Source organism: Streptomyces sp. Tu 2975, assembly GCF_009832925.1.
Taxonomy (GTDB): Bacteria; Actinomycetota; Actinomycetes; order Streptomycetales; family Streptomycetaceae; genus Streptomyces.
Map to the genome: position 1 here is coordinate 2,976,918 of NZ_CP047140.1, position 23,078 is coordinate 2,999,995.

At 71.2% G+C, this 23,078-nt stretch carries 23 protein-coding genes and 1 pseudogene; 12 read left to right on the forward strand and 12 right to left on the reverse strand.

The window, feature by feature from the left end; translation table 11 throughout:
* Window positions 1-150 precede the first annotated feature (150 nt).
* Together GLX30_RS12850 and GLX30_RS12855 are read right to left on the reverse strand one after the other, a co-directional pair.
* Window positions 151-1,494, reverse strand: coding sequence for a DUF3152 domain-containing protein (locus tag GLX30_RS12850; protein ID WP_159687609.1), 1,344 nt, complete (start codon window positions 1,492-1,494; stop codon window positions 151-153).
* 8 nt (window positions 1,495-1,502) lie between these two features.
* On the reverse strand, window positions 1,503-2,468 hold the full coding sequence (locus GLX30_RS12855; RefSeq protein WP_159687612.1) for an alpha/beta hydrolase: 966 nt from the start codon (window positions 2,466-2,468) through the stop codon (window positions 1,503-1,505).
* A 167-nt stretch (window positions 2,469-2,635) separates the two neighbouring features.
* On the opposite strand from GLX30_RS12855, the gene GLX30_RS12860 reads away from it, so the two are divergent.
* The 4 genes from GLX30_RS12860 to GLX30_RS12875 all read left to right on the forward strand — a co-directional run bounded on the left by GLX30_RS12860 (window position 2,636) and on the right by GLX30_RS12875 (window position 4,597).
* On the forward strand, window positions 2,636-2,860 hold the full coding sequence (locus GLX30_RS12860; RefSeq protein ID WP_159687616.1) for a hypothetical protein: 225 nt from the start codon (window positions 2,636-2,638) through the stop codon (window positions 2,858-2,860).
* A gap of 242 nt (window positions 2,861-3,102) precedes the next feature.
* On the forward strand, window positions 3,103-3,747 hold the full coding sequence (locus GLX30_RS12865) for a TetR/AcrR family transcriptional regulator (RefSeq protein WP_005312306.1): 645 nt from the start codon (window positions 3,103-3,105) through the stop codon (window positions 3,745-3,747).
* A gap of 148 nt (window positions 3,748-3,895) precedes the next feature.
* On the forward strand, window positions 3,896-4,123 hold the full coding sequence (locus tag GLX30_RS12870) for a DUF3107 domain-containing protein (RefSeq protein WP_053556957.1): 228 nt from the start codon (window positions 3,896-3,898) through the stop codon (window positions 4,121-4,123).
* Window positions 4,124-4,327: 204 nt separating this feature from the next.
* Window positions 4,328-4,597 (forward strand): hypothetical protein, encoded by a 270-nt coding sequence (locus GLX30_RS12875; RefSeq protein WP_159687620.1) that lies wholly within the window; start codon window positions 4,328-4,330, stop codon window positions 4,595-4,597.
* Window positions 4,598-4,782: 185 nt separating this feature from the next.
* Here the strand turns inward: GLX30_RS12875 and GLX30_RS12880 are convergent, their stop codons facing one another.
* Window positions 4,783-5,517, reverse strand: coding sequence for a ferritin-like fold-containing protein (locus tag GLX30_RS12880; protein WP_037773809.1), 735 nt, complete (start codon window positions 5,515-5,517; stop codon window positions 4,783-4,785).
* A 495-nt stretch (window positions 5,518-6,012) separates the two neighbouring features.
* Between GLX30_RS12880 and GLX30_RS12885 the strand changes: the two genes are divergently transcribed.
* Together GLX30_RS12885 and GLX30_RS12890 are read left to right on the forward strand one after the other, a co-directional pair.
* On the forward strand, window positions 6,013-8,055 hold the full coding sequence (locus GLX30_RS12885) for a DEAD/DEAH box helicase (RefSeq protein WP_244258129.1): 2,043 nt from the start codon (window positions 6,013-6,015) through the stop codon (window positions 8,053-8,055).
* A gap of 274 nt (window positions 8,056-8,329) precedes the next feature.
* Window positions 8,330-9,181 (forward strand): alpha/beta hydrolase, encoded by an 852-nt coding sequence (locus GLX30_RS12890; protein WP_159687623.1) that lies wholly within the window; start codon window positions 8,330-8,332, stop codon window positions 9,179-9,181.
* A 51-nt stretch (window positions 9,182-9,232) separates the two neighbouring features.
* Here the strand turns inward: GLX30_RS12890 and GLX30_RS12895 are convergent, their stop codons facing one another.
* The gene (locus GLX30_RS12895; RefSeq protein ID WP_159687626.1) at window positions 9,233-10,132 is read right to left on the reverse strand and encodes an NYN domain-containing protein; all 900 of its coding nucleotides are present in this window, start codon (window positions 10,130-10,132) and stop codon (window positions 9,233-9,235) included.
* A 180-nt stretch (window positions 10,133-10,312) separates the two neighbouring features.
* Here GLX30_RS12895 and GLX30_RS34340 point away from each other — a divergent pair, with 180 nt between their 5' ends.
* The gene (locus GLX30_RS34340) at window positions 10,313-10,468 is read left to right on the forward strand and encodes a hypothetical protein (protein ID WP_167306820.1); all 156 of its coding nucleotides are present in this window, start codon (window positions 10,313-10,315) and stop codon (window positions 10,466-10,468) included.
* A gap of 77 nt (window positions 10,469-10,545) precedes the next feature.
* Here the strand turns inward: GLX30_RS34340 and GLX30_RS12900 are convergent, their stop codons facing one another.
* From GLX30_RS12900 to GLX30_RS12915, 4 genes are all read right to left on the reverse strand, one after another.
* Window positions 10,546-11,151, reverse strand: a complete 606-nt coding sequence (locus tag GLX30_RS12900; protein ID WP_005312320.1) for a MarC family protein — start codon at window positions 11,149-11,151, stop codon at window positions 10,546-10,548.
* Between the two features lie 102 nt (window positions 11,152-11,253).
* Window positions 11,254-12,117 (reverse strand): PHP domain-containing protein, encoded by an 864-nt coding sequence (locus GLX30_RS12905; RefSeq protein ID WP_159687630.1) that lies wholly within the window; start codon window positions 12,115-12,117, stop codon window positions 11,254-11,256.
* Between the two features lie 111 nt (window positions 12,118-12,228).
* Complete coding sequence (locus GLX30_RS12910) at window positions 12,229-12,867, reverse strand: DUF6758 family protein (RefSeq protein ID WP_159687633.1); 639 nt, start codon at window positions 12,865-12,867, stop codon at window positions 12,229-12,231.
* A gap of 291 nt (window positions 12,868-13,158) precedes the next feature.
* Entirely contained in the window at window positions 13,159-13,755 is a 597-nt protein-coding gene (locus GLX30_RS12915; protein WP_159687636.1) for a suppressor of fused domain protein, read from the reverse strand.
* 450 nt (window positions 13,756-14,205) lie between these two features.
* Here GLX30_RS12915 and GLX30_RS12920 point away from each other — a divergent pair, with 450 nt between their 5' ends.
* Together GLX30_RS12920 and GLX30_RS12925 are read left to right on the forward strand one after the other, a co-directional pair.
* Window positions 14,206-15,321 (forward strand): magnesium and cobalt transport protein CorA, encoded by a 1,116-nt coding sequence (locus GLX30_RS12920; protein WP_159687640.1) that lies wholly within the window; start codon window positions 14,206-14,208, stop codon window positions 15,319-15,321.
* A 28-nt stretch (window positions 15,322-15,349) separates the two neighbouring features.
* On the forward strand, window positions 15,350-15,862 hold the full coding sequence (locus GLX30_RS12925; RefSeq protein ID WP_159687642.1) for a hypothetical protein: 513 nt from the start codon (window positions 15,350-15,352) through the stop codon (window positions 15,860-15,862).
* 114 nt (window positions 15,863-15,976) lie between these two features.
* Here the strand turns inward: GLX30_RS12925 and GLX30_RS12930 are convergent, their stop codons facing one another.
* The gene (locus tag GLX30_RS12930) at window positions 15,977-16,753 is read right to left on the reverse strand and encodes a hypothetical protein (protein WP_159687645.1); all 777 of its coding nucleotides are present in this window, start codon (window positions 16,751-16,753) and stop codon (window positions 15,977-15,979) included.
* A 183-nt stretch (window positions 16,754-16,936) separates the two neighbouring features.
* On the opposite strand from GLX30_RS12930, the gene GLX30_RS12935 reads away from it, so the two are divergent.
* The 3 genes and pseudogenes from GLX30_RS12935 to GLX30_RS12945 all read left to right on the forward strand — a co-directional run bounded on the left by GLX30_RS12935 (window position 16,937) and on the right by GLX30_RS12945 (window position 19,960).
* Complete coding sequence (locus tag GLX30_RS12935) at window positions 16,937-18,199, forward strand: CBS domain-containing protein (RefSeq protein WP_159687664.1); 1,263 nt, start codon at window positions 16,937-16,939, stop codon at window positions 18,197-18,199.
* Window positions 18,192-18,785, forward strand: a complete 594-nt coding sequence (locus GLX30_RS12940; RefSeq protein ID WP_159687667.1) for a DUF1003 domain-containing protein — start codon at window positions 18,192-18,194, stop codon at window positions 18,783-18,785. The genes GLX30_RS12935 and GLX30_RS12940 overlap by 8 nt, the downstream gene beginning before the upstream one ends.
* Window positions 18,786-18,827: 42 nt before the next feature.
* Window positions 18,828-19,960 (forward strand): annotated as a pseudogene (locus GLX30_RS12945) (Mrp/NBP35 family ATP-binding protein).
* A 122-nt stretch (window positions 19,961-20,082) separates the two neighbouring features.
* Here the strand turns inward: GLX30_RS12945 and GLX30_RS12950 are convergent.
* The 3 genes from GLX30_RS12950 to GLX30_RS12960 form a co-directional block, all read right to left on the reverse strand.
* Window positions 20,083-20,805, reverse strand: coding sequence for a hypothetical protein (locus GLX30_RS12950; protein ID WP_347879720.1), 723 nt, complete (start codon window positions 20,803-20,805; stop codon window positions 20,083-20,085).
* A 90-nt stretch (window positions 20,806-20,895) separates the two neighbouring features.
* Complete coding sequence (locus tag GLX30_RS12955) at window positions 20,896-21,357, reverse strand: sec-independent translocase (RefSeq protein ID WP_159687670.1); 462 nt, start codon at window positions 21,355-21,357, stop codon at window positions 20,896-20,898.
* Window positions 21,358-21,495: 138 nt separating this feature from the next.
* Window positions 21,496-22,842, reverse strand: coding sequence for a trypsin-like peptidase domain-containing protein (locus GLX30_RS12960; protein WP_244258130.1), 1,347 nt, complete (start codon window positions 22,840-22,842; stop codon window positions 21,496-21,498).
* Window positions 22,843-23,078 lie beyond the last annotated feature (236 nt).

The following is a 23,078-nucleotide window of genomic DNA, read 5'->3' on the forward strand; positions in this document are numbered from 1 at the left end:
GACATGCCGGTGGCGCGACGGACGGTTGTCCGTCGCGCCACCGGAAGGGGTGAATGCACGTAACTTTCGCAGCCGGGCGGCGTTCTGTCGCGCTACGGTGCGACTCGTCTACGCAGAGTCAGGCTGCGGCCATAGCAGGGAAGGGGTGGCTCAATCTCCGGGGTGCACCCATGGATTGGCCCGGCACTTGATGCCGCCGACGTCCAGCGTCTTGGTCTGCTGCTGCATCACGGGCGCGAGCGCGCCCGGCGTGGTGCAGTTCACGTGGTTGTGGCCGAGACGGTGCCCGACCTCGTGGTTGATGAGCATCTGGCGATAGGCCAGCATCGCGTCGTCGCCGTAGGTCTCCGCGCCCTGCGCCCACCGGAATGCGTTGATCATCACGCGCTCGGTCGAGGCGGAGTCGCAGGAGACGTTGTCCACGGTCGTGTCGAGCCCGGACTTCGCGCACCAGACGGCGGTCGTCCCGGGGCTGGCCAGCGTGATGACGAACTCGGCCTCGCCCGACGAGATCCGCTCGAAGGTCATGGCCCCGCCGTGCGCCCAGCTGCGGTCGTCGTTCAACGTCTCCTGGACGGCCTTGGCGAAGAGGCCGCCGTCCAGGCCGAGGCCCTTCTCGACGTCGATGCGGTAGCTGACCTTGCGGCCCTTGCCCGGCGCCCTGTCGAAGCCGGGAACAGCCTCGAAGTCACCGGAGGCCTTGAGCTCCGGGTCGATCGGGAACTGCCGCGTCATCAGCTGCTGGTAGGTCGGGGGCGCGGCCGGCGGCTTCGCGGCCTGGGGCGGGGTGGGCCTGCCCTCCGAACGGTCGGGCCGCTGCTGCGCCTCCCGCTCCCCGCCGGACGTCTGCGACCCGATCTCGCCCGACCGGTCCGTCGCGACCTGTCCGGCCACCACCACGGCGAGCACGGTGGTCACCGCGGCGGCCGCGATCCCCGTGAACGTACGACCCTTGCCGCCCTTGGCCGGCGGTTCCCCGGCCGCCGCGGTGTCCGGGTCGGCAGCGTCCTCGGCCTCGGTGTCCGCGGCGATCTCGGGCGGCCGCCCGTACCCCGTGTCCCAGTCGGTGACGGAGTCGTAGGGGTAGTCGGGCGAGTACCGGTCAGGGCGCGGGGGGCGCGGGTCGGGGGCTTGGTCGAAGGCCTCGACGTACTCCCGGCGCGGGCCCGGTATACGCGGCCCGCCGGTCATGGTGCGCGGCTGCGGCGGCTGGACGCGCTGCGCGCCCTGGGCCGGCGGCGTGCCCTGCCAGTCGCCCCAGCCGCCGCCGGGCTCGCGGTGCTCGGGGTGCCCGCCGCGAGCGTGCGGCGCCCCGTGGTCGCCGCCGTGGACAGGAGTGTTCCACCCGGGAGCGGCACCCGGCCCCGCCGAGACCCTGCGTCGGCCGTTGCCGGGTACGGCGGTCACGGCCTCCCGTTCGCCGGAGTCCGGTCCACCGTCCGTGCCGGTGCGGGCTCCCTTCGGGAGGGGGCCCTTGCGGCTGTGTCGTCCCACGCCCCGGATCAGCTCCTACCGCAGTCGTCGAGCAGCTCCCGGAAGGCCTGGGCGACCGCTTCCGGGTACTCCATCATCGCAACGTGCCCGGCGTCCGGGAGCGTCAGCATCCGGGAACCCCGGAACGCCACTGCCGCCTTGCGCGCCATACGGTACGAGATGAGGAGGTCCTTGCGCCCGTAGACGAGGAGGGTCGGGGCGAGCACACGCTCCGCCTGGCGCCACAGACCCTGCTGTCCGCCGAGGGTGTAGGCGTCCACGATCCCCCGTGCGGACCTGGTCATGGCGTCCCAGAAGTAGGGAAGGCTCATCCGCCGTTCCATCTCATCGACCGCGTGGCGGAGGGCCTCCTTCGTCACCCGTGAGGGGTCTCCGTAACACAGCGCCAGTACCCCACGGGTGCGGCGTTCAGCGGTCCAGTCCTTGGTCATCCGCGCGAAGAGCCCGGTGATTCCCGGCACGGCGAGCAACGCGGTCGGCACGGCGGAGCGCTGCACGCGAAGCTCGGGAAGGGCGGGCGAGACAAGGGTCAGGGTGCGCACCAGGTCGGGCCTGACGGCTGCGACGCGGGTACAGACGGCACCGCCGAGGGAATTGCCCAGCAGATGCACCGGACCGCGGGCACTCGCGTCGAGGAACCGGATCACCGCCCTGGCGTGACCGGTGACCGAGTAGTTGCCGTCGTCCGGCGGCGGGGAGTCCCCGAAGCCGGGCAGGTCTATCGCCTCACCGTCCACGACGTCCTCGAGCTGCGCCATCAGCGCCGACCAGTTCTGCGAGGAGCCGCCGAGTCCGTGTACGTACAGCGCGGGCGCCAGCCCGGCGCGAGCCGGGGGCCGGGAGCGGACCGTCAGGGTGAGCCCGGGCAGGGACACGGAACGGAGCTTCTCGCCGTCGGCGACGCGCACCGCCGCGACCTTCGGGGCCATCGCGGCACTGAGGGCGCGGGCTCCCGGCAGCTCGGTCGAAGACATGCGGCAATGTTACGAGACGATCACGCGGTGTCCGATGTGTTCGGCGTCACACATCACTCGCGCCCTACCGGGCACCCGGACCTCGTCACCGAATCACCACGTAGCGACATGAATCAGTACCTCATAGGCTCGTACCGAAGCGCGCTCTCCATCGAAAGCGGTGCCGCATGTCAGTCGATCCGACCGATCCCGAGACCTTCGAGGAAGACGACAGTGAGAACAGCGGGACGCGTGCGGAAGAGGTCCCCGAGGCCGACGCCGCAGAGCAGCACGCCGACGTGCGCGCCGAGCGTGACGACCCGATGAACCACGTCGACCCGGCCGCCGCGAACGAGGCGGACGCCGTCGAACAGACCCGCGTGGTCAAACTCGACGAGGACGACTACCGGTGACCTGCCGCCCGTTGCCCCGGTATGTCCGGGCAAGGTGCGGGAACCGGCAGCTTCCGAGACCGTCCGGTCCGTGAAATCCTGCGTCCGCACGACGCACAGCCGGGTTACCCAAAAGTACGATGGCGGGCGCGGCGCGCAGCGCGCGCGGAGTTCCGCGTCGGGCCGGGGAATTCTTGTTCGAAGAAGTGCCTGCCCGAACTGTGCTTGTCAGAACTGTGCTTGTTCTTACATTGGGAGGCGGCGTGACAGCCATCGAGCAGACAGAGGCGGCGCGCCCGCGGGGCACACGCCTGCCACGCCGAGCCCGCAGAAACCAGCTCCTGGGCGCCGCCCAGGAGGTTTTCGTGGCTCAGGGATACCACTCGGCGGCGATGGACGACATCGCCGAGCGTGCCGGAGTCAGCAAGCCCGTGCTCTACCAGCACTTCCCGGGCAAGCTCGAGCTCTACCTGGCTCTGTTGGACCAGCACTGCGAGTCGCTGCTCCAGGCCGTCCGCGGCGCGCTCGCCTCGACGACGGACAACAAGCTCCGCGTCGCCGCCACCATGGACGCCTACTTCGCCTACGTCGAGGACGAGGGCGGTGCCTTCCGGCTGGTCTTCGAGTCGGACCTGACCAACGAGCCCGCCGTCCGTGAGCGGGTGGACCGGGTGTCGTTGCAGTGCGCCGAGGCCATCTCCGACGTGATCGCGGAGGACACGGGCCTGTCCAAGGACGAGTCGATGCTGCTGGCGGTGGGTCTGGGCGGCGTCTCCCAGGTCGTCGCCCGGTACTGGCTCTCCAGCGGCTCGGCCATCCCGCGGGACACCGCGGTACAGCTGCTCACGTCGCTCGCCTGGCGCGGTATCGCGGGCTTCCCGCTGCACGGCACCGACCAGCAGCACTGAGACCGGGCCCTCGGCAGGGGCCCGGCGTCCGGCTGTTCGCTCCTGGCGTTTCCGGGCGGCACCTGACGGCTGCCGCCTTGGGGCTAATGTGTGCTGCGTACGGCGCGGCTGACCGCGCAACGCACTGACCGTTCGGAGGGACATAGCCGTGGAGGTCAAGATCGGCGTGCAGCACGCGCCCCGGGAGCTCGTTCTGGAGAGCGGGGAGTCCGCCGAGGAGGTCGAGCGCGTCGTGGCAGAAGCGCTGGCCGGCAAGTCACAGCTGCTCAGCCTCACGGACGAGAAGGGCCGCAGGGTCCTGGTACCGGTCGACAGGCTCGCCTATGTCGACATCGGTGAGTCCACGACGCGGCGCGTGGGGTTCGGCGCGCTGTAGCGCGACGGCGGCGCACGCCACGGGCGGTGTCCGGGCGAGCGTGGTGAAGCATTTCGGAGAGGGCCCGGCGGGAGACCGCCGGGCCCTCTTCCGCTGCTCAGGAGCTGCTCCGGACCGCGGACAGGAGGGTTGCGTTCCGTGCACGCCGGGTAGTACCGGCTACGACCGTCCCAGCCCCGCGCGGCGTCCGTGAGGAGATCATCAGTGCTCTTGGAATCGCTCGGTTCAGTCCTGCTCGGGCTCGCACTCTCCTGGGCGGCGGTCCATCACCTCGGCGACCGGCTCCCCTCCCGCAGGGCGGTCTTCGCCACCGGCGCGGTTGGCGCGCTGTTCGGCGCTTACGTGACGCACGTGGCCCTCGGGCCCGGTCACTTCCTCGCGACCTTGCTCGGGGCCGTGGCGATCGGGGCGGTGCTGCTCTCACTGCTGATCCGCCCGTCCACACACAGACTGCGCCGCGCGTTCCCTTTCTGAGCCCGAACGACGTCCGGCCGCCCCAAGGACGGCCGGAGGACCGGCCCGGCGACGAACCGCACGACGGACCGGGCGAACTACCGGGCGACGGACCGGACGCCGGCGGCGACACCGGGACGCAAGGCCCCGGGAAACGCGTCTTAAGCCAGTTCCGAAGCCTTGCCCTGCACCGGTGAGAACCGTTCTTATGCCGCCAGACCCAGCGCGGCCATGCGCTTGGTGTGCGCCTTGGTGATCCGGGAGAACATCTCGCCGACGGCCGCCAGGTCGAAGCCGTCCGCCACACCACCCACGAGCATCGTGGACAGGGCGTCCCGCTCCGCCACCACCCGCTGCGCCTGGGACAGGGCCTCGCCCATCAGCCGCCGCGCCCACAGGGCCAGCCGGCCGCCGACGCGCGGGTCCGCCTCGATCGCCGCGCGGACCTTCTCCACGGCGAAGTTCCCGTGGCCGGTGTCGTCGAGCACGGCGAGCACCAGGGCGCGGGTGTCGCTGTCCAGGCGGGCGGCCACCTCGCGGTAGAAGTCGCTGGCGATCGAGTCGCCCACGTAGGCCTTGACCAGGCCCTCCAGCCAGTCGGACGGCGCGGTCAGCCGATGGAAGTCGTCCAGGGCCTGGGCGAACGGCTCCATCGCGGCCGTCGGCTCGGCGTCGATGGCCGTGAGCCGGTCCCGCAACCGCTCGAAGTGGTGGAACTCGGCGGAGGCCATCTTCGCCAGCTCGGCCTTGTCGCCGAGCGACGGCGCCAGCTTGGCGTCCTCCGCGAGCCGCTCGAATGCCGCCAGCTCGCCGTACGCGAGTGCCCCGAGCAGGTCCACGACGGCGGCACGATACTGCGGTTCTGCGGACGCCGCAGCCCAGTCCTGGGCGGCGATCCCGGTGTGACCGGTGGATTCAGTGGCGTTGTCAGGCGTCTCCATGAACGGCACAATAGCCCGCCCGCCACACAGGGGAAGGGCCTGGTCAGCCACGCCGGGAACACAGTTCTCGTGAATTCACTCAACACACATGCGCGAATCCGGGGTACAGTGGTAATGCGCCTGCTGAGCGTCAGAGTATTTCTGTGCCCTCGGTAGGCCGTCTGATGAATGAGGATGCCCGGTCGGTGGCCCGATCGGCTCCGACCCCGACCGCCCTCCACGTGGATCATGCGCACAGTTGCGCAGGACCGCAGATGAGGGGCCCCCTCAGCGGTACGAGCGCTCGAGCGACGGCAGTGGTCCCGCGCCATCCGGCCAATCCACGGCCGGTCCAGTACCCAGGTGCGGTACGACCCCCAGCGTTCGCCTCGCGCCGCGTCTCACAGAAGAGGCAACACCCTGACTACGCAGACTTTCCGGGATCTCGGGATCCTTCCCGAGACCGCCGAAGCCCTTGAGGCCGTCGGCATCGTTTCCCCCTTTCCCATCCAGGAGATGACGCTCCCCGTCGCGCTCTCCGGCTCCGACGTCATCGGCCAGGCCAAGACCGGCACCGGCAAGACCCTCGGATTCGGCCTGCCGCTGCTGGAGCGCGTCACCGTCCCCGCGGACGTCGAGGCCGGCCGGGCGGAGCCCGGGCAGCTGACCGACGCCCCCCAGGCACTGGTCGTCGTCCCCACCCGCGAGCTGTGCACCCAGGTCACCAACGACCTGCTGACCGCCGGCAAGGTCCGCAACGTCCGTGTGCTGGCCATCTACGGCGGCCGGGCGTACGAGCCCCAGGTCGAGGCGCTGAGGAAGGGTGTCGACGTGATCGTCGGCACGCCCGGGCGTCTGCTGGACCTGGCGGGCCAGAAGAAGCTCGACCTCTCGCACGTGCGCGCGCTGGTCCTCGACGAGGCGGACGAGATGCTCGACCTGGGCTTCCTGCCGGACGTCGAGAAGATCATCCAGCAGCTGCCGGCCAAGCGTCAGACCATGCTGTTCTCCGCGACCATGCCGGGCGCCGTCATCGGTCTCGCCCGCCGTTACATGTCGCAGCCCACGCACATCAGCGCCACCTCGCCCGACGACGAGGGCGCGACCGTCCGCAACACCACCCAGCGCGTCTACCGCGCGCACTCCATGGACAAGCCCGAGATGGTCTCGCGCATCCTGCAGGCCGAAGGCCGCGGGCTCGCGATGATCTTCTGCCGCACGAAGCGGACCGCGGCGGACATCGCCGACCAGCTCGCACGCCGCGGCTTCGCCTCCGGAGCCGTCCACGGCGACCTGGGCCAGGGCGCCCGTGAGCAGGCGCTGCGCGCGTTTCGCAACGGCAAGGTCGACGTTCTCGTGTGCACCGACGTCGCCGCGCGAGGCATCGACGTCGAGGGCGTCACGCACGTCATCAACTACCAGTCGCCCGAGGACGAGAAGACCTACCTCCACCGCATCGGCCGCACAGGCCGCGCGGGAGCGTCCGGCACCGCCGTGACGCTGGTCGACTGGGACGACATCCCGCGGTGGCAGCTCATCAACAAGGCGCTGGACCTGGGCTTCCCGGACCCGCCGGAGACGTACTCCACGTCGCCGCACCTGTTCGAGGAGCTGTCCATCCCGGCCGGCACCAAGGGTGTCCTGCCGCGCGCCGAGCGCACGCGCGCCGGTCTGTCCGCGGAGGAGGTCGAGGACCTCGGCGAGACCGGTGGCCGCGGCCGCCGGGCCTCCGCGTCGGCCCCGGCAGCCCACGAAGAGCGCCCGGCCCGTACGCGTACGCCGCGTCAGCGTCGCCGCACCCGCGGCGGGGAGACGACGGCCGAGACGGCCGTGGCCGAGGCAGTCGTTCCCGAGCAGGCCGCCGGCGAAGCGTCCGCGGAGCCGCGCACGCCGCGCCGCCGCCGTCGTACCCGGGTGGGTGCGCAGGCGACCGCGGAGGCGACTGCCGTCGTGGAGACGGTCGAGCGGACCGCGCCCGTCGTCGAGGCGGAGGCCGAGACGGAGTCCAAGCCGCGCCGCCGCCGTACGCGCGGTGCCGCGCAGGCCGTCGTCGCGGAGGCCGAGGCGGTCGTCGCGGTCGCGGAGACCGCGACCGAGCCCGAGGCCGAGGCCAAGCCTCGTCGCCGCACCCGTGCCGCGAAGGCGGTCGACGCCGTCGAAGCCGGCACCGGGCCGGTCGACGCCGAAGCGGCCGTCGAGACCAAGCCGCGCCGGACCCGGACGCGTGCGGTCAAGGCCGTCGACACCGCCGAAGCCACCGACACCGAGGCGAAGCCCCGGCGGACGCGTGCGGCCAAGGCCGTCGACACCGCCGAGGCGGCCGTGACGGTCGAGGCCGACACGGAGACGAAGCCGCGCCGGACCCGCGCCCGCAAGGCCGTCGCCACGGTCGAGGCCGACGAGGCCGTCGAGGCCGACACCGGGACCAAGCCCCGCCGGACCCGCGCCCGCAAGGCCGCGGAGCCCAAGGCGGCGGTGGCGGCCGAGACCACGGTGGAGCCGGAGGCGAAGCCGCGTCGGACGCGTGCGCGCAAGGCGGTGGCGCAGCCGGAGAGCTGACGCCCACGCGATTCGTCACGGCCCGGCCCCGGAAAGGGGCCGGGCCGTTGCGTTTCCCGCCGCCCCTTCCGGAGACCGGGCTCCGCCCGGAGCCGGTGCCGCCTTCGGTATCTCTCTCCACGGCCCGACGGCCGCAGGAGGCGCCGCCGGCCGGGCCGAGCGCGGGGTCCGGGGCAGCGCCCGCGGGTTCGGCACTGGGCGGGGCAGGGGAACACGCCGCGTGCAGCGGCCCCGCCCGCCCCCGTACCGCCTCCCCCGCGTTAGCCTCGTCCGCATGAGCCGGCCGCCCACCTTCGTTCCGCCCGCCTGCGCCCGTCCCCGCGCGCTCTCCACCTCGCGCGGCGCGTTCGCCGTGCTCGACGCGCGGCCGTCCGGGGACGTGCGCGGCACCGCGCTGCTGCTGCCCGGGTACACGGGCAGCAAGGAGGACTTCATCGCGCTGCTCGAGCCGCTGACGGCGGCCGGGTATCGCGCCGTCACGGTCGACGGCCGCGGCCAGTACGAAACGGCCGGCTCTGCCGATCAAGCCGCGTACGCCCAGGACGAGTTGGCCCGGGACGTGCTGGCCCAGGCGGCGGCGCTGGGTGGTCCGCTGCACCTCGTGGGGCATTCACTCGGCGGACAGATCGCCCGCGCCGCCGTCCTCATGGACGCCTCACCGTTCGTGACGCTGACCCTGATGTCGTCCGGTCCGGCGCAGATCAGTCCGGCCCAGCAGCAGCGGGTGAAGCTGCTGAGCGACGCGCTCACGGTGATGCCGATGGACCAGGTGTGGGAGGCGATCCTCGCCTTCGACGCACCGGAGGACGCGGCGGAGGAAGCCACGGAGGACCGGGAGGATCTGCGACGCCGATGGCTGCTGCACAACCCGGCCCAGCTCCTTGCCACGGGACGGCAGTTGACGACCGAACCGGACAGGGTCGCCGAACTCGCCGCCGTACGCCCGCCGCACACGCATGTGCTGTCGGGCGAACGTGACGACACCTGGCCGGTGCCGCTGCTGGACGCGATGGCGGAGCGACTGGGCGCGCACCGGACGGTGGTGGCCGGTGCGGAGCACTCCCCGAACACCGACCGCCCGGCGGAGACCGCCGCGGCGCTCGTCCGGTTCTGGGATCAGTACTGACGCCGGACACGGGGGCCGGTCACGGGCTCTGCACGGCTCCCGGAGCAGCGGTCAGAACTGGGACTGGAGGTGCTGCCAGAAGCCGTCACGCAGCGCACGCCGAAGCAGCGCGTGCCCGCGCAGCGAGCGCTGGAGCCGCCGTTCCGCCTCGATGAGCAGGTCCTGGTCGACGGAGCCGGGCAGATAGGGGTGGCCGGGAAGCAGTTCGGCCAGCTCGGTACGACCGCGCTCGCCGAGCCAGGTCGCTGCGATCTGCGCACCCACGAAACGCACCTCGTCGCGTGAGGGCGGTGGCGAGCCCTCGTTCTCGTAGGTCGTCACGGGCCTGCGGGTGATGTAGGGACGGCAGAAGTCCAGGTCGAAGGTGCGCTGGCTGTCGACCTCCCACAGCAGCGGCTCCGCCTGGTTGCGACCCTCCCCCGCCTCGATGCCCCACAGGTGGACCCGCGCGCCGTATCCCTGGGCCGCCTCGACCGCGGAGACCAGGTCCTCGTCACCGCCGACGAGCGCCGCGTCGCTGATGGCGCGATGCCGGGCGAGGGACTCCAGGTCGGTGCGGATGAGGGAGTCGACGCCCTTCTGCTGGTTGTTGGCGTTGAGGTTGCCGAGACGCACCTTGACGTCGGGCAGTTCCGCGATGGCCTGCTGCTCGGACGTGTGGATACGGCGCCGTGCGCCGTCGTACCAGTAGACCCGCAGCAGTCGGCTGTCGGCGAAGATGGTGCGCGCCTTGTCGATGAAGGCCTCGATCAGGCCTTCCGCGTCGAGGTCGAAGGAGCGCCGGTCCTCCGTGCCCGCCACAAGCAACCCGGCCGCAGCGTAGACGTAACCGGCGTCGACGAAGATGGCATGGGTGGACGGGGTCTTCGCGACTTCGGCGAGCATCCGCTGCAGGAGCTCATTGGTGCGCTCCAGGCGGCCGGCGATCTGGTGGATCTCTGCGTCGTTCATACGGGGCTCATTGTCCGTGTCCCGGGCACTACCCGCCAGTAGTTAGGCATCCGAAAAATTTCCTTAGCGTAGGGAATGTTTGCAGGATGCATCCCGTTGACATTCGTATACACAGACGGAGACATCCGTCTGTCAGCCACTCAGTTCTCCTGCAGGAGGATCAGACGAAGGGAGAAGCGCTTGCGCTTCGAGATCATGCGACTGGACGACATCGACGGCACGGCTGTCGACAGTACGGTCGTGGACGCCGCCTCCGTCAATCGGATCGTGCAGCAGGCCGCCTACAACGGCCAGCGCATCTACATCCGGCCCGCCGACATCGACGCTGCTTCATAACGCCTGACCAGCTCGACGACGCACGACGCCCCCGTACGGACGAACCGTACGGGGGCGTGCTGCGTCCCGGCAGGCCGTCAGGCGCCCTGGACGACCTGGGTGACGCCGTTGATGATCTGCTGCACGGCGATCGCGGAGAGCATCATGCCGGCGAGCCGGGTCACCAGCACCACGCCGCCGTCCTTGATCAGGCGGATGATCACCAGCGAATAGCGCATGGTCAGCCAGAGCACGACATGCATGGCGACGATCGCCGCCCACACGGAGACCTGCTCCCCCGCCCCGTCCGCGTGCTGCACGGCGAGGATCACGGAGACGATCGCGCCGGGCCCCGCCAGCAGCGGCATACCCAGCGGCACCAGCGCCACGTTGACGTCCTTGGTCTGCTTGGGCTCGTCCGTCTTGCCGGTGAGCAGGTCCAGGGCGATCAGCAGCAGGAGCAGTCCGCCGGCGATCATCAGCGCGGGGACGGAGACATGCAGATAGTCGAGGATCTGCTGACCGAGGATGCCGAAGACCGTGATCACGCCGAAGGCGACGGCCACGGCCTGCCACGCCATCCGGCGCTGCACCTTGGTGGCGCGCCCGGAGGTGAGGGCGAGGAAGATCGGCGTGATCCCGGGGGGATCCATGATGACGAAGAGGGTCAGGAACAGGGAGCCGAAAACGGCAGCGTCGAACACAGTGAGGGCCTTGCGGGAGAGGGTCGTACGAAATGGGGCAAGCGGGGGTGAGGGCGCGTCCCACGCGATCGAGGACGTGGGGACGCCAGGCGCAAGAACGCCCTAGGAAACGGCTCCGCCCGTGCCCGGCACCGGGAACGCCCCGGTGGCACGGCGGGTGATCTCGCCGTAGATCTCGGGATCGGTGGTGTACTCGCCGAGCCGGCAGGTCTTGCGGCTGCCGTGGTAGTCGCTGGAGCCCGTCGTCAGCAGGCCGAGTTCCTGGGCGAGGCCGCGCAGCCGGGCGCGGGTCGCCTCGTCGTGGTCCATGTGGTCGACCTCGATTCCGTCGAGGCCGCATGCGGCGAGCTCCGCGACGGCGGCCTCAGGCACCACGCGACCGCGCTTCACGGCGAGCGGGTGGGCGAAGACGGTGACGCCGCCGGCGGCCTTGACCAGGCGGATCGCCGTGAAGGGATCGAGCTCGTGCTTCTCCACGTACGCCCGGCCGCCGTCGGCCAGCCACTGGGGCGTGAAGGCGTCGGACACGGAGGGCACCACGCCGAGCTCGACGAGGGCCTCCGCTATGTGGGGCCGGCCTACAGAGCCGTCGCCGGCGATACGTGCGACCTGCTCCCACTCGACGGGCACGCCGAGCTCCCGGAGCTTGCCGACCATCGCACGGGCGCGCGGCACCCGGTCGTCGCGCACGAGCTCCCGCTCGCGCAGCAGGTCGGGCTCCTCGGGGTCGAAGAGGTACGCCAGCATGTGGAGACCGATGCCGTCGAGGCGGCAGGAGAGTTCGGCTCCGGTGACGAGAGTCACTCCCGCAGGGACGGCCGCGGCGGCCTCCGCGTGGCCGCGCGTGGTGTCGTGGTCGGTCAGCGCGACGACGTCCAGACCGGCGGCCGACGCGTTGCGCACCAGCTCGGCCGGGGTGTCCGTGCCGTCCGAGGCCGTGGAGTGGGTGTGCAGGTCGATGCGCACGACGCGTGACTCCGGGGGCTCGGGGCGGACAGGGACACCTCAGGATAACTGCCGCACAAGCACGCCCCGGCCGCCGCAGCGCACGCCCCGGCCGCCCGAGGAGACGGCCCGCTACGAGAGGAGGCGCGGCGACAGGGCTCCGCACGGCAGCAGCTCGACCTCGGCGCCCGCGTCCCGCAGGTCCGTGAGCACCAGCTCGTCGTACATCAGCAGCCCGGACTGCTCCGGCCAGACCACCGCCCACAGCCACAGGCCCCGCGCTTCGCCGGCGAACACCGCCCGGTCGTCGGGGGTGCCCTTGACATGCCACAGCGGGGTGGGCCGGCCGGCGGCGAGCACCTTGGCCTGCGGCGGTTTCTCCACCTCGATGTGCGGCCCGGGGTCCGGACCGTCGATACCGGCGTAACGGGACCCGAGGCCGACGCCGAGCTCCTCGGCGATCAACAGCAGTTCTCCGATGCCGCCGAGCGGCCCCGGGCCGGAACACGCGACGGCCGTCGCCCGGCCGCCGCTGCGGTCGTCGCCCGCATAGGCGACACCGGTGTAGAGCCAGCCGACCGGAAGCGGCCAGGGCATCCACACGGGGACCTGCGCGCGGTGCACGACGACACCGAGGGCTTCGACACTGGGCGGGATCACCGGCTGCAGCGGGTGCACGGCGCCGTGCACATCGCACTGCCAGGAGTCGGCAAAGAGACCGGGCGCCCTCACCCGGCCACCGCACTTCGGGCAACTGGGTTCGCCCCTCATAAGGGTCAACGGTCCTCTCCGGTGGACGCCGCGTCAAGGACGATCACCCGTCCGGAGCGCGCCTGTGGCCCGGTGAAAGTAAATGTACGAATCACTTATCAGGCATGCGGCGTCACGCCGGCGCCGAACGGCCCGGCCGGGCGGAAGGCACCCGATCGGAGCAACGGCCTGCGCTTCGGGGAAGGCGACCGTCCTGGTGAGGACGGAAGCGGCGCGGCCGGCAACGAGGGACGAACTGAAACTGCGTCATACGTCCACCGGCCCGCCAACGCCGTTGCTGTGCCGAGTGGTTCAGTCCAGCGTCACGGACCGGCGCAGCGGATCGCGCAGGTCCGTCCCGTGCGTCAGCCAGCGTTCCTGGAGTTCCGCCGCGCCGTGCACCCGCTTCCACGCCGCCTCGTTCGACGTCATGGGCAGCAGCGGGAGGAAGCGCACCGGGTCCATCGGGTCGCCCAGCTCCAGGTCCTCCACCAGCCCGCCCGGCTCCGCGACGAGCACGGAGCTGAACGGCGCGGAAGGCCACAGGGCGTCACCCACGTCGAGCGAGGCGCCCGGTGCCACGACCACGCCCTCCACCTGCGGGGACGCGGCCAGCACCGCGAGCGGACGCAGCACCTTGTCGGTGTCCGCGAGCCCCGCCCGGACGGTGAGCACCAGCTCCGCGCGCGGGCCCTTCACCGGGTCGGCGAGGGCCGCGGTGGGGTCGGTCATCGGGTGCGCGGACATGCCGAGGGTGGCGTAGCGCACGATGTCCTTGCCGCCGTCACTGTCCCGGAAACGCAGCACCTCGATGCGGTCGGTGCCCAGAAAGGTCACCGCGGCGCGGGCGTCCGGTTCTCCGAGGGCGCTGCGCAGCCGGGCTTCGACAAGAGCAAGAACGTCTTCCATGTCGCGAGCATAAAACGCGTAAGGAGCGGGCAAACACAGGGATTGACCCGTAGTCGGCTGATAGGCTTGGCCGCTGGTCGGGACGGACACAGAAGTGTTGCCTTCAAGTCCTGACGACACGTCGTCCCTCACGGGGGACCGGCCGGAGGAGGTGAGGCTGCGGTGGGTCGAAGTCGATCGTGCAGTACCAGCAGCTCTTCCGCACGGCACCGTTCCCTTCGCCGGTCCTGACCCGACGAACCGGAATCCGGTGTACTGAGGCCTTTCCCGCACGGGGCCCCACGGCTTTTCGCACGACGGAAGAGCGCGAGCACTTCGTTTTTGCCTGTCTGTAGCGAACGCCGTCACCGCGCTCCCGCGGTGCCGCCCGCTTTGCGGACGTACGTCTCACGTCCCCATTCCGGGCTGTGCCACGCCACCGCCGACGGCCTCTCCGTGAAGGAGCCAGCCATGTCGATGATCCGTGACCTGCGCGCAGCGGTCCGCCCCTCGCTGCGCAAGAGCAGCACCCCGTACAGCGGCTACGACACCACCCGTGACCCCTCCGCCTCCAGCGCGGTCGTCGACTGCGCCGTCTACCGTGACGGCCGGCGCCTCGAGAGCACCGCGTGCCTGACGCCCCACGAGGCGATGCTGCGGGTGCGGGAGGGCGGCGGTTTCGCCTGGATCGGGCTGCACGAGCCGACGGAGGCCGAATTCGCCGGTATCGCCGCGGAGTTCGGGCTCCACCCGCTCGCCGTCGAGGACGCGGTCCACGCCCACCAGCGGCCCAAGCTGGAGCGGTACGACGACACCCTGTTCACCGTCTTCAAGACGATCCACTACGTCGAGCACGCGGAACTCACCGCCACCAGCGAGGTCGTGGAGACCGGCGAGGTGATGTGCTTCACGGGCCGGGACTTCGTCATCACCGTGCGGCACGGCGGCAAGGGTTCGCTGCGCGCGCTGCGGCACGGGCTGCAGAAGGACGCCGAGCTGCTCGCCAAGGGCCCCTCCGCGGTGCTGCACGCCATCGCCGACCATGTCGTCGACGGCTACATCGCCGTCGCGGAGGCCGTGCAGGACGACATCGACGAGGTGGAGATCGACGTCTTCTCCGCGCCCGCCAAGGGCAGCCCGCGCGGTGGCGACGCGGGGCGGATCTACCAGCTCAAGCGCGAGGTGCTGGAGTTCAAGCGGGCCGTCTCCCCGCTGCTGCGTCCGATGCAGCTGCTGAGCGAGCGGCCGATGCGACTCGTGGACCCCGACATCCAGAAGTACTTCCGCGACGTCGCCGACCACCTCGCGCGCGTGCAGGAGGAGGTCATCGGCTTCGACGAGCTGCTGAACTCCATCCTCCAGGCCAACCTGGCCCAGGCGACCGTCGCCCAGAACGAGGACATGCGCAAGATCACCTCCTGGGCGGCGATCATCGCCGTCCCCACGGCGGTCTGCGGCATCTACGGCATGAACTTCGACCACATGCCGGAGCTGAAGTGGAAGTACGGCTATCCCCTGGTGCTCACGGGCATCGCGGTGGTCTGTTTCGCCATCCACCGCACGCTCAAGCGCAACGGCTGGCTGTAGTACGAGAGCCGGTCGATAGGCTGCGCGCATGACATCGCATCTGCTCGGCCGGGCGCTCGTCGAGGAGGCCACCAAGAAGTCGGGCCTCATCTGGGTGCGTGGCGACGGCCCGGCGCGTGCCCTGTGGCACGTCTGGCACGAGGGCGCCGCGTACATCGTCGGCGACGGGCCCGGCGAGCAGCCGCTGCCGGGCCTCGTGGACGGCGCCGACGCGGAGGTCACCGTCCGCAGCAAGGACAAGGGCGGAAGGCTCGTCGCCTGGTCGGCCCGGGTGAGCGAGCTCGCCCCGCACTCACAGACGTGGGAGGCGGCCGTCGGCGAGCTCAAGGGCAAGCGGCTGAACGCGCCGGACGCGGAGCGGATGACCGAGCGCTGGGCGCGTGAATGCCGGGTGCTGCGCCTCGAGCCGCGGGACGTCGTCACCGACCTGCCCGACGGCTCGCTGGCGGCCGCGCCACTGCCGACCGCCGCGACCACCCGCCGGCCTGCTCCGGCGGCACTGCCGAGGCTCCTGCTGAAGCGGCGCAAGCGCCGCGGCTGATCCGTCCGCTCAGGTCAAGGGTCTGAGCGGCGATCACGCCCCGCGTGCCGAGGGCCGGGAGCCCTGCGCGGACGTCAGGAGCCCTGTGCGAAGGTCAGGGACTCTGCTCGGAGGTCAGGAGCTCTGCTCGGAGGACTTCGGGAGCTGCTTGCCGTAGTCGACCGTCTCGTCCTTCGACGGTTCCGCCAGCGGGAAGTCCTTGTCCCAGTCACCCAGGGTGAGCACTCCCGCGCCGCCGGCCCGGGTGAACTGCAGCGGATACGGCTTGCCCTCCAGCGACACGTCGAGGACACCGCCCCGGCCGCCCTCGCCCGCCGTGACCTTGATGGTGCGGACCCCTCCGACGCGGGTCCGGTCGCCCTTGCTGAGCTCGCCCTCCATACCGAGCAGGCCGTCGAGCAGCACGTCCATGTCGGTGAAGCCGCGGAACTGCTTGTACGAGGGGTCGCCCTTGGGGACCTTCACGTACTTGTCGGCAAGCTTCTTCGCCGCCTCGCGGTCCGACTCGCTCGGCTCCTTCTCCTTGTCGCCGTCGGCATGGCTCCAGAAACCGGCGTCGGCCTTCAGGAAGAGGGTGTCGCCGATCCTCAGCAGCTCGAAGGCGTTCTCCTTGGACGTGAGCGATCCGGTGCCGCCGTCGTGCTTGAGCCGCATGTTGAGCTTGTAGGTGCCGCCCTTGCTGACGAGGGTGCCCGAGAGGCGCACCGAGGCCGCGGCGTCGGCCGCCGTCCGCGCCTTGGTCTCGATCTCCTCCGCCGACAGCTTCCCGATCCCGTTCGTCCCCGCGTCCGGGTCCTCACCGCACGCACCGAGGGCCATGGTCAGCCCGGCACACAGCACCGCGGAGAGCCCGGCCCGGCGTACTCGGTCGGCCGGAGGGAGGGGAGTCACCAGCGCACTGCCTCTCATCTGTGGGGATTGGCAGACCGCAGCGTACCCGTGCCGGGTGCACGGGTACGCAGGCAGCCGTCCGGCCGTCGGCCGGGAGCGGCCCGGATCGGTACCGGCTAGCCTGAAACGGTCCGGAACCAGCATTTCGGCGCAGAAGTGACCGGCATTGGAGGAGGGGCGAACATGGCGGCAGGCGCCCCGCGGGTCTTCGTCTCGCACCTCGCCGGCGTGCCCGTCTTCGACCCCAACGGTGACCAGGTGGGACGCGTACGCGACCTGGTCGCGATGCTGCGCGTCGGCCGCCGGCCGCCGCGGCTGCTGGGCCTCGTGGTCGAGGTGATCAGCCGCCGCCGGATCTTCCTCCCCATGACGCGGGTGACGGGGATCGAGTCGGGCCAGGTCATCACCACCGGTGTCCTCAACGTCCGCCGCTTCGAGCAGCGTCCCACCGAGCGGCTGGTGCTCGGCGAGCTCCTGGACCGGCGGGTACGCCTCGTGGAGAGCGGCGAGGAGGTCACCGTGCTCGACGTGGCGATCCAGCAGCTGCCGGCCCGCCGCGACTGGGAGATCGACAAGGTCTTCGTGCGCCGGGGCAAGGGCGGGGCCCTGCGCCGCAAGGGCGAGACGCTGACCCTCGAGTGGTCCGCCGTCACCGGCTTCTCGCTCGAGGAGCACGGTCAGGGCGCGGAGAACCTGCTGGCCACCTTCGAGCAGCTGCGTCCGGCCGACCTCGCCAACGTGCTGCACCATCTGTCGCCCAAGCGGCGTGCCGAGGTGGCCGCGGCGCTCGACGACGACCGGCTCGCCGATGTGCTGGAGGAGCTGCCCGACGACGACCAGGTGGAGATCCTCGGCAAGCTCAAGGAGGAACGAGCGGCCGACGTCCTGGAGGCCATGGACCCGGACGACGCCGCCGACCTGCTGTCCGAGCTGCCGGAAGCGGACAAGGAGCGGCTGCTGGCCCTGATGCGGCCCGGCGACGCGGCGGACGTGCGTCGGCTGATGGCGTACGAGGAGCGCACCGCGGGCGGTCTGATGACGACGGAGCCGATCGTGCTGCGCCCCGACGCCACTGTGGCCGACGCCTTGGCCAGGGTGCGCCAGCAGGACCTCTCCCCCGCCCTCGCCGCGCAGGTGTACGTGTGCCGGCCGCCCGACGAGACGCCCACGGGGAAGTACCTCGGCACGGTGCACTTCCAGCGGCTGCTGCGGGACCCGCCGTTCGCGCTGGTCAGTTCGATCGTGGACAGCGACCTGCCGCCGCTGTCGCCGGACACCCCGCTGCGAACCGTCACCCAGCACCTCGCCGCCTACAACATGGTCGCGGCGCCGGTCGTCGACGAGGGCGGGTCGCTGCTGGGTGCCGTGACCGTCGACGACGTACTGGACCACCTGCTGCCTGACGACTGGCGCGAGACCGAGTTCGAGGAATCCGCCCATGGGTAGCGGCGAGACCGGGCCGCCCGACCGGTTCGAGCAGCAGGGCCGCATGCCGGCGGGGGCGAGCGCCGCGCCGCGGACGCGGGTGCGGCTCGATCTGCCGCGGGCACCGCGCCGCAGTCTGCTGCCCGACTACGACCCGGAGGCCTTCGGGCGTCTCTCGGAGAAGATCGCGCGGTTCCTCGGCACGGGCCGGTTCCTCGTCTGGATGACCCTGACGATCATCGCCTGGGTGGTGTGGAACGTCAGCGCCCCCGCCCAGCTGCGCTTCGACGAGTACCCGTTCATCTTCCTGACCCTCGCGCTGTCCCTCCAGGCGTCGTACGCGGCGCCGCTGATCCTGCTGGCGCAGAACCGGCAGGACGACCGCGACCGGGTCAACCTGGAGCAGGACCGCAAGCAGAACGAGCGCTCGATCGCGGACACGGAGTATCTGACCCGTGAGGTCGCGGCGCTGCGGATGGGCCTCGGCGAGGTGCCGACGCGGGACTGGATCCGCTCCGAGCTGGAGGATCTGGTGAGGACGATGGACGAGCAGCGGGTCCCTTCCCCGCACGAGCGCACACGCGGTAGTGACGAAGACGACCGCTGACGGCCTTTCCGCAGGCGGTGGCTGGAGCCGTACCATCTCCGTATGGCTACGGAAGACGCGGTGCTTGAGGCACTGGCGACGGTGAACGACCCCGAGATCAACCGACCGATCACCGATCTGGGCATGGTGAAGTCGGTGGAGATCGGGGACGACGGCACGGTCGCCGTGACGGTGTACCTCACCGTCTCGGGCTGCCCGATGCGGGAGACGATCACCAAGAACGTGACCGAGGCGGTCGCACGCGTCGACGGCGTCTCGCGGGTCGAGGTCACCCTGGACGTGATGAGCGACGAGCAGCGCAAGGACCTCGCGGCATCGCTGCGGGGCACCACCGCCGAGCGCGAGGTGCCGTTCGCCAAGCCGGGTTCGCTGACGCGTGTGTACGCGGTGGCGTCCGGAAAGGGCGGCGTCGGCAAGTCGTCCGTGACCGTGAACCTGGCGGCGGCCATGGCGGCGGACGGTCTGAAGGTCGGCGTCGTCGACGCGGACATCTACGGCCACAGCGTGCCGCGCATGCTGGGCGCGGACGGGCGTCCGACCCAGGTCGAGAACATGATCATGCCGCCGTCGGCGAACGGCGTGAAGGTCATCTCCATCGGCATGTTCACGCCCGGCAACGCGCCGGTGGTGTGGCGCGGCCCGATGCTCCACCGGGCGCTGCAGCAGTTCCTCGCCGACGTGTACTGGGGCGACCTGGACGTCCTGCTGCTCGATCTCCCGCCGGGCACGGGCGACATCGCGATCTCCGTCGCCCAGCTCGTCCCGAACGCGGAGATCCTCGTCGTCACCACTCCGCAGCAGGCCGCCGCCGAGGTGGCCGAGCGGGCCGGTTCCATCGCGGTGCAGACGCACCAGAAGATCGTGGGTGTCGTCGAGAACATGGCGGGCCTGCCGTGCCCGCACTGCGACGAGATGGTCGACGTCTTCGGCAGCGGAGGCGGCCAGCGGGTCGCCGAGGGCCTGACGAAGACGACCGGCGCGACGGTGCCGGTGCTGGGCTCGATCCCGATCGACGTACGGCTCCGCGAGGGCGGCGACGAGGGCAAGCCGGTCGTCATCACGGACCCGGACTCCCCGCGGGTTCGGCGCTGCGCGCGATCGCGGGCAAGCTCGGGGGCCGTCAGCGCGGTCTGTCCGGCATGTCGCTGGGCATCACACCCCGCAACAAGTTCTGACCGGAGGGGGCACTCGCCCTCACCGGCACCGAGGGCGCCGCTCGGCTCGAGCGGCGCCCTCGGTCCGTCATCAGGTCCGTACCGCCTCCTGGGGCACGTACGGCGGTCGTCCCGCCTGCGGGTCAGCGCACGTACGCGGCCGGGTTGGCGACCACCGCGAACCCCAGGCCGTACGCGCTCATCCCGCGCCCGTACGCGCCGATGTGGACTCCCGCCCCGGTCGTGCCGGCCAGCACCCAGCCGAACTCCGACTCGCGGTAGTGGAAGGACGTCGGCACCCCGTCCACCGGCAGCGAGAGGGTCGACCACTCGGGGCCGGTCAGATCGTCGGCCAGCTCGAACGCGGTCTCCGTCTGCTGGTCGAGCCAGTCGTCACGCAGCGAGTGGTCGAGCTTCTCGGGCCAGGTGTGGGCCAGCAGGCCGGAGCCGGCCAGCCAGGCGGCCGAGGCAACGGTGGTGGCCTCCAGCACGCCCGTGCCGTCGCCGGTGCGCCTGACCGGGTTCGCCGCGACGGTCACGACGACGGCGAAACGCTCCTTCTCCGCACCTGCCGTCTCGGACCGTATCGTCGGCTCGTCGCCGTGACCGATCGCGCCGTGCTGGACGGTCCCGTCGGCGGCGGTGCCCACCTGCATCAGGCGCCGAGGACCGGTGAAGGCCTCGTCCAGCGCGTACCAGGGGAAGGCGGCGTTCTTGAATCCCTCCGCCGCACGCCGGGCCGCCGTGTCCCCCTGCGCCGTGCGGGATCTGTAGCCGCTCTGGTCCGGCGTTTCGCCCGCCGTCCCCTGCTGCTCCGTCACCCGGCTCGTCGTCGACATGTACCCGGCCGCCTCTCCGTCTTTCACACCTGCAGCGGACCCGCCCCCTCGGGCGTCCTCACTGCCGGACAGATGGAGAATAGCCACCCACACCCCGCTCGCAGGGATTGACAGTCCTCAGGTGGCGTCTGCGTCGAAGGGCGGGCGGTCGTCTCGGGCCGGCTTCTCGCCCTTCTTGAGCAGGTCGGGGCCGCCTGAGGAGGAACCGTTCACCGCGGCGGGCACGGAACTGTCCGACACACCGGAATGCTCCGTTCCGTTGACGGCGTCGGCGACCTCGTTGATCTCCTTCTTGAGATCGAAGCTGCTGCGGAGCTCCTTGAGGTCCTTCAGATCCTCGTTCTCCGCGAGCTGCTTGCGGATGAAAGCCTTCGGGTTGAGGTCCTCGAACTCGAAGTCCTTGAACTCGGGCCCGAGCTCGGTGCGGATGTCCTCTTTCGCGCTCTCGGAGAACGCGCGGACCTTCCGGATGAAGCGGCTGGCGTCCTGGATGACCTTCGGCAGCTTGTCGGGGCCGAAGATGAGCACGGCGAGGACCACGAGCGCCACCAGCTCCAGTGCGCCTATGTCATTGAACACCTTGCCGCTCCTCGTGTTCTCCGTGCTCGCTGCGTTCCACGTGCCCGCCGCGGTCCGCGGACCGGCCGGGATCCGGGTCCGCTCCACGGTACCCGGCGAAACTGTCGGCCCGGTACCTTCCGGGCAGCTGCGAGATGGTCATGAGCTGTCCGCGGAGCCGAGCACAAGCGTCACCGTCCGCTCGTCCCCGCCGCGACGCAGCGTCAGCTCGAGCTCGTCGCCCGGGCGGTGCGCGCGGATCTTCACTATCAGCTCCTCGCCGCTGTGCACCCGCCGGCCGTCGACCTCGGTGACGACATCGCCCGGCCTGACGCCCGCCTTGGCCGCGGGACCGCCCGGTGTGACGGCGGGGGAGTCGTCCTGGCCCTTGTCACCGACGCGGGCCCCGTCACCGGCGAACTTCATGTCGAGGCTGACCCCGATCACGGGATGCGTGGCCTTGCCGGTGTTGATCAGCTCCTCCGCGACGCGCTTGCCCTGGTTGATGGGAATCGCGAAGCCGAGCCCGATGGAGCCCGCCTGGGCCCCGTCGGTCCCCGCACCGGTGTCCGCGGCACGGATGGCGCTGTTGATGCCGATGACCTGGGCCTTGCCGTCCACGAGCGGGCCGCCCGAATTGCCGGGGTTTATCGGTGCGTCGGTCTGCAGGGCGTCGACATAGCTGATGTCGCTGCCGTCGCCCTTGTCACCGCCGGCGGTGATCGGCCGCTCCTTGGCGCTGATGATTCCCGAGGTGACCGTGTTCTGGAGGTCGAACGGTGCGCCGATGGCGACGACGGGATCGCCGACCCGGACGTTGTCGGAGTTGCCCAGCGGCAGCGGTTTCAGTCCGCTGACCCCGGTCACCTTGACCACGGCCAGGTCATAGCCGCTGTCCTTGCCGACGAGGGTGGCCTTGGCCGTCTCGCCGCCGCTGAAGGTGATCGAGATGTCGCCGGAGGTGCCGGCCGGGTCCACGACATGGTGGTTGGTGAGGATGTGACCCTGCTCGTCGAGCACGAATCCGGTTCCGGTGCCCTGTTCCGCGTCGCCGCTGACATGCAGGGTGACGACGCTCGGCAGGGCGCTCGCGGCGATGCCGGCGACGCTGCCGGGTGCCCGGTCGGCGCTCTCGCGACCGGCCTGCGGAAGCTCGATGCGGGTCACACCGCCGTTGCGCTCCACATAGGCGCCTATGACACCGCCGGTACCGCCGGCGACGAGCGCGACGACGAGGGCCCCGATCAGCAGCGGACCGCGTCGGCGCCTGCGGGGGGCGGCCGGCTCCCCGGGTGGGTGAACGGCGTTCCCGGCGCGCTCCAGGGGTCGTACTGGAGCCAGACAGAGGACAGCGGCTGCGGCCGCTCCGGGGCGGGAGGCGGACCGGCCGGGGTGGGCGCGGCGGGCGACAGCGCGGGCCCGGCTGTGGATGCTGCGGCGGGTGCGGATGCGAGGACCGGTGCTGGTGCTGCTGATCCGGGTGCGGATGCGGCTGCGGCTGCGCATAGCCGTCGCCGGCGGTGCCGGCCGTCGCGTACTGGGCCGGCAGCGGTGTGCCGTGGGCCGGCGTCGCCACCGGGCGCTGTACGGGCGGGGCGGGCGCCCAGGGGCCGGGTCCGCCGTACGGCGGGGTGCCGTAGGGATCGGGGTCGTGCAGCGGCTGGGGCCTCGCGGGCGCGGCGAGGGCTGCGGCCGTGGCGGGCACAGTGGCGTCCACCGTGGCCTCCACGGGCGATTCCTCC

Bases quoted from the DNA above. Each gene is read 5' to 3' on its own strand.
- GLX30_RS12895 (WP_159687626.1), bottom strand. From the start codon at position 10,132: ATGAACGACGCAGAGATCCACCAGATCGCCGGCCGCCTGGAGCGCACC.
- GLX30_RS12925 (WP_159687642.1), top strand. From the start codon at position 15,350: ATGACATCGCATCTGCTCGGCCGGGCGCTCGTCGAGGAGGCCACCAAG.
- GLX30_RS12885 (WP_244258129.1), top strand. From the start codon at position 6,013: ATGACGCTCCCCGTCGCGCTCTCCGGCTCCGACGTCATCGGCCAGGCC.
- GLX30_RS12920 (WP_159687640.1), top strand. From the start codon at position 14,206: ATGTCGATGATCCGTGACCTGCGCGCAGCGGTCCGCCCCTCGCTGCGC.
- GLX30_RS12915 (WP_159687636.1), bottom strand. From the start codon at position 13,755: ATGGAAGACGTTCTTGCTCTTGTCGAAGCCCGGCTGCGCAGCGCCCTC.
- GLX30_RS12960 (WP_244258130.1), bottom strand. From the start codon at position 22,842: ATGCGCAGCCGCAGCCGCATCCGCACCCGGATCAGCAGCACCAGCACC.
- GLX30_RS12910 (WP_159687633.1), bottom strand. From the start codon at position 12,867: ATGAGGGGCGAACCCAGTTGCCCGAAGTGCGGTGGCCGGGTGAGGGCG.
- GLX30_RS12890 (WP_159687623.1), top strand. From the start codon at position 8,330: ATGAGCCGGCCGCCCACCTTCGTTCCGCCCGCCTGCGCCCGTCCCCGC.
- GLX30_RS12935 (WP_159687664.1), top strand. From the start codon at position 16,937: ATGGCGGCAGGCGCCCCGCGGGTCTTCGTCTCGCACCTCGCCGGCGTG.
- GLX30_RS12860 (WP_159687616.1), top strand. From the start codon at position 2,636: ATGTCAGTCGATCCGACCGATCCCGAGACCTTCGAGGAAGACGACAGT.
- GLX30_RS12940 (WP_159687667.1), top strand. From the start codon at position 18,192: ATGGGTAGCGGCGAGACCGGGCCGCCCGACCGGTTCGAGCAGCAGGGC.
- GLX30_RS12855 (WP_159687612.1), bottom strand. From the start codon at position 2,468: ATGTCTTCGACCGAGCTGCCGGGAGCCCGCGCCCTCAGTGCCGCGATG.
- GLX30_RS12880 (WP_037773809.1), bottom strand. From the start codon at position 5,517: ATGGAGACGCCTGACAACGCCACTGAATCCACCGGTCACACCGGGATC.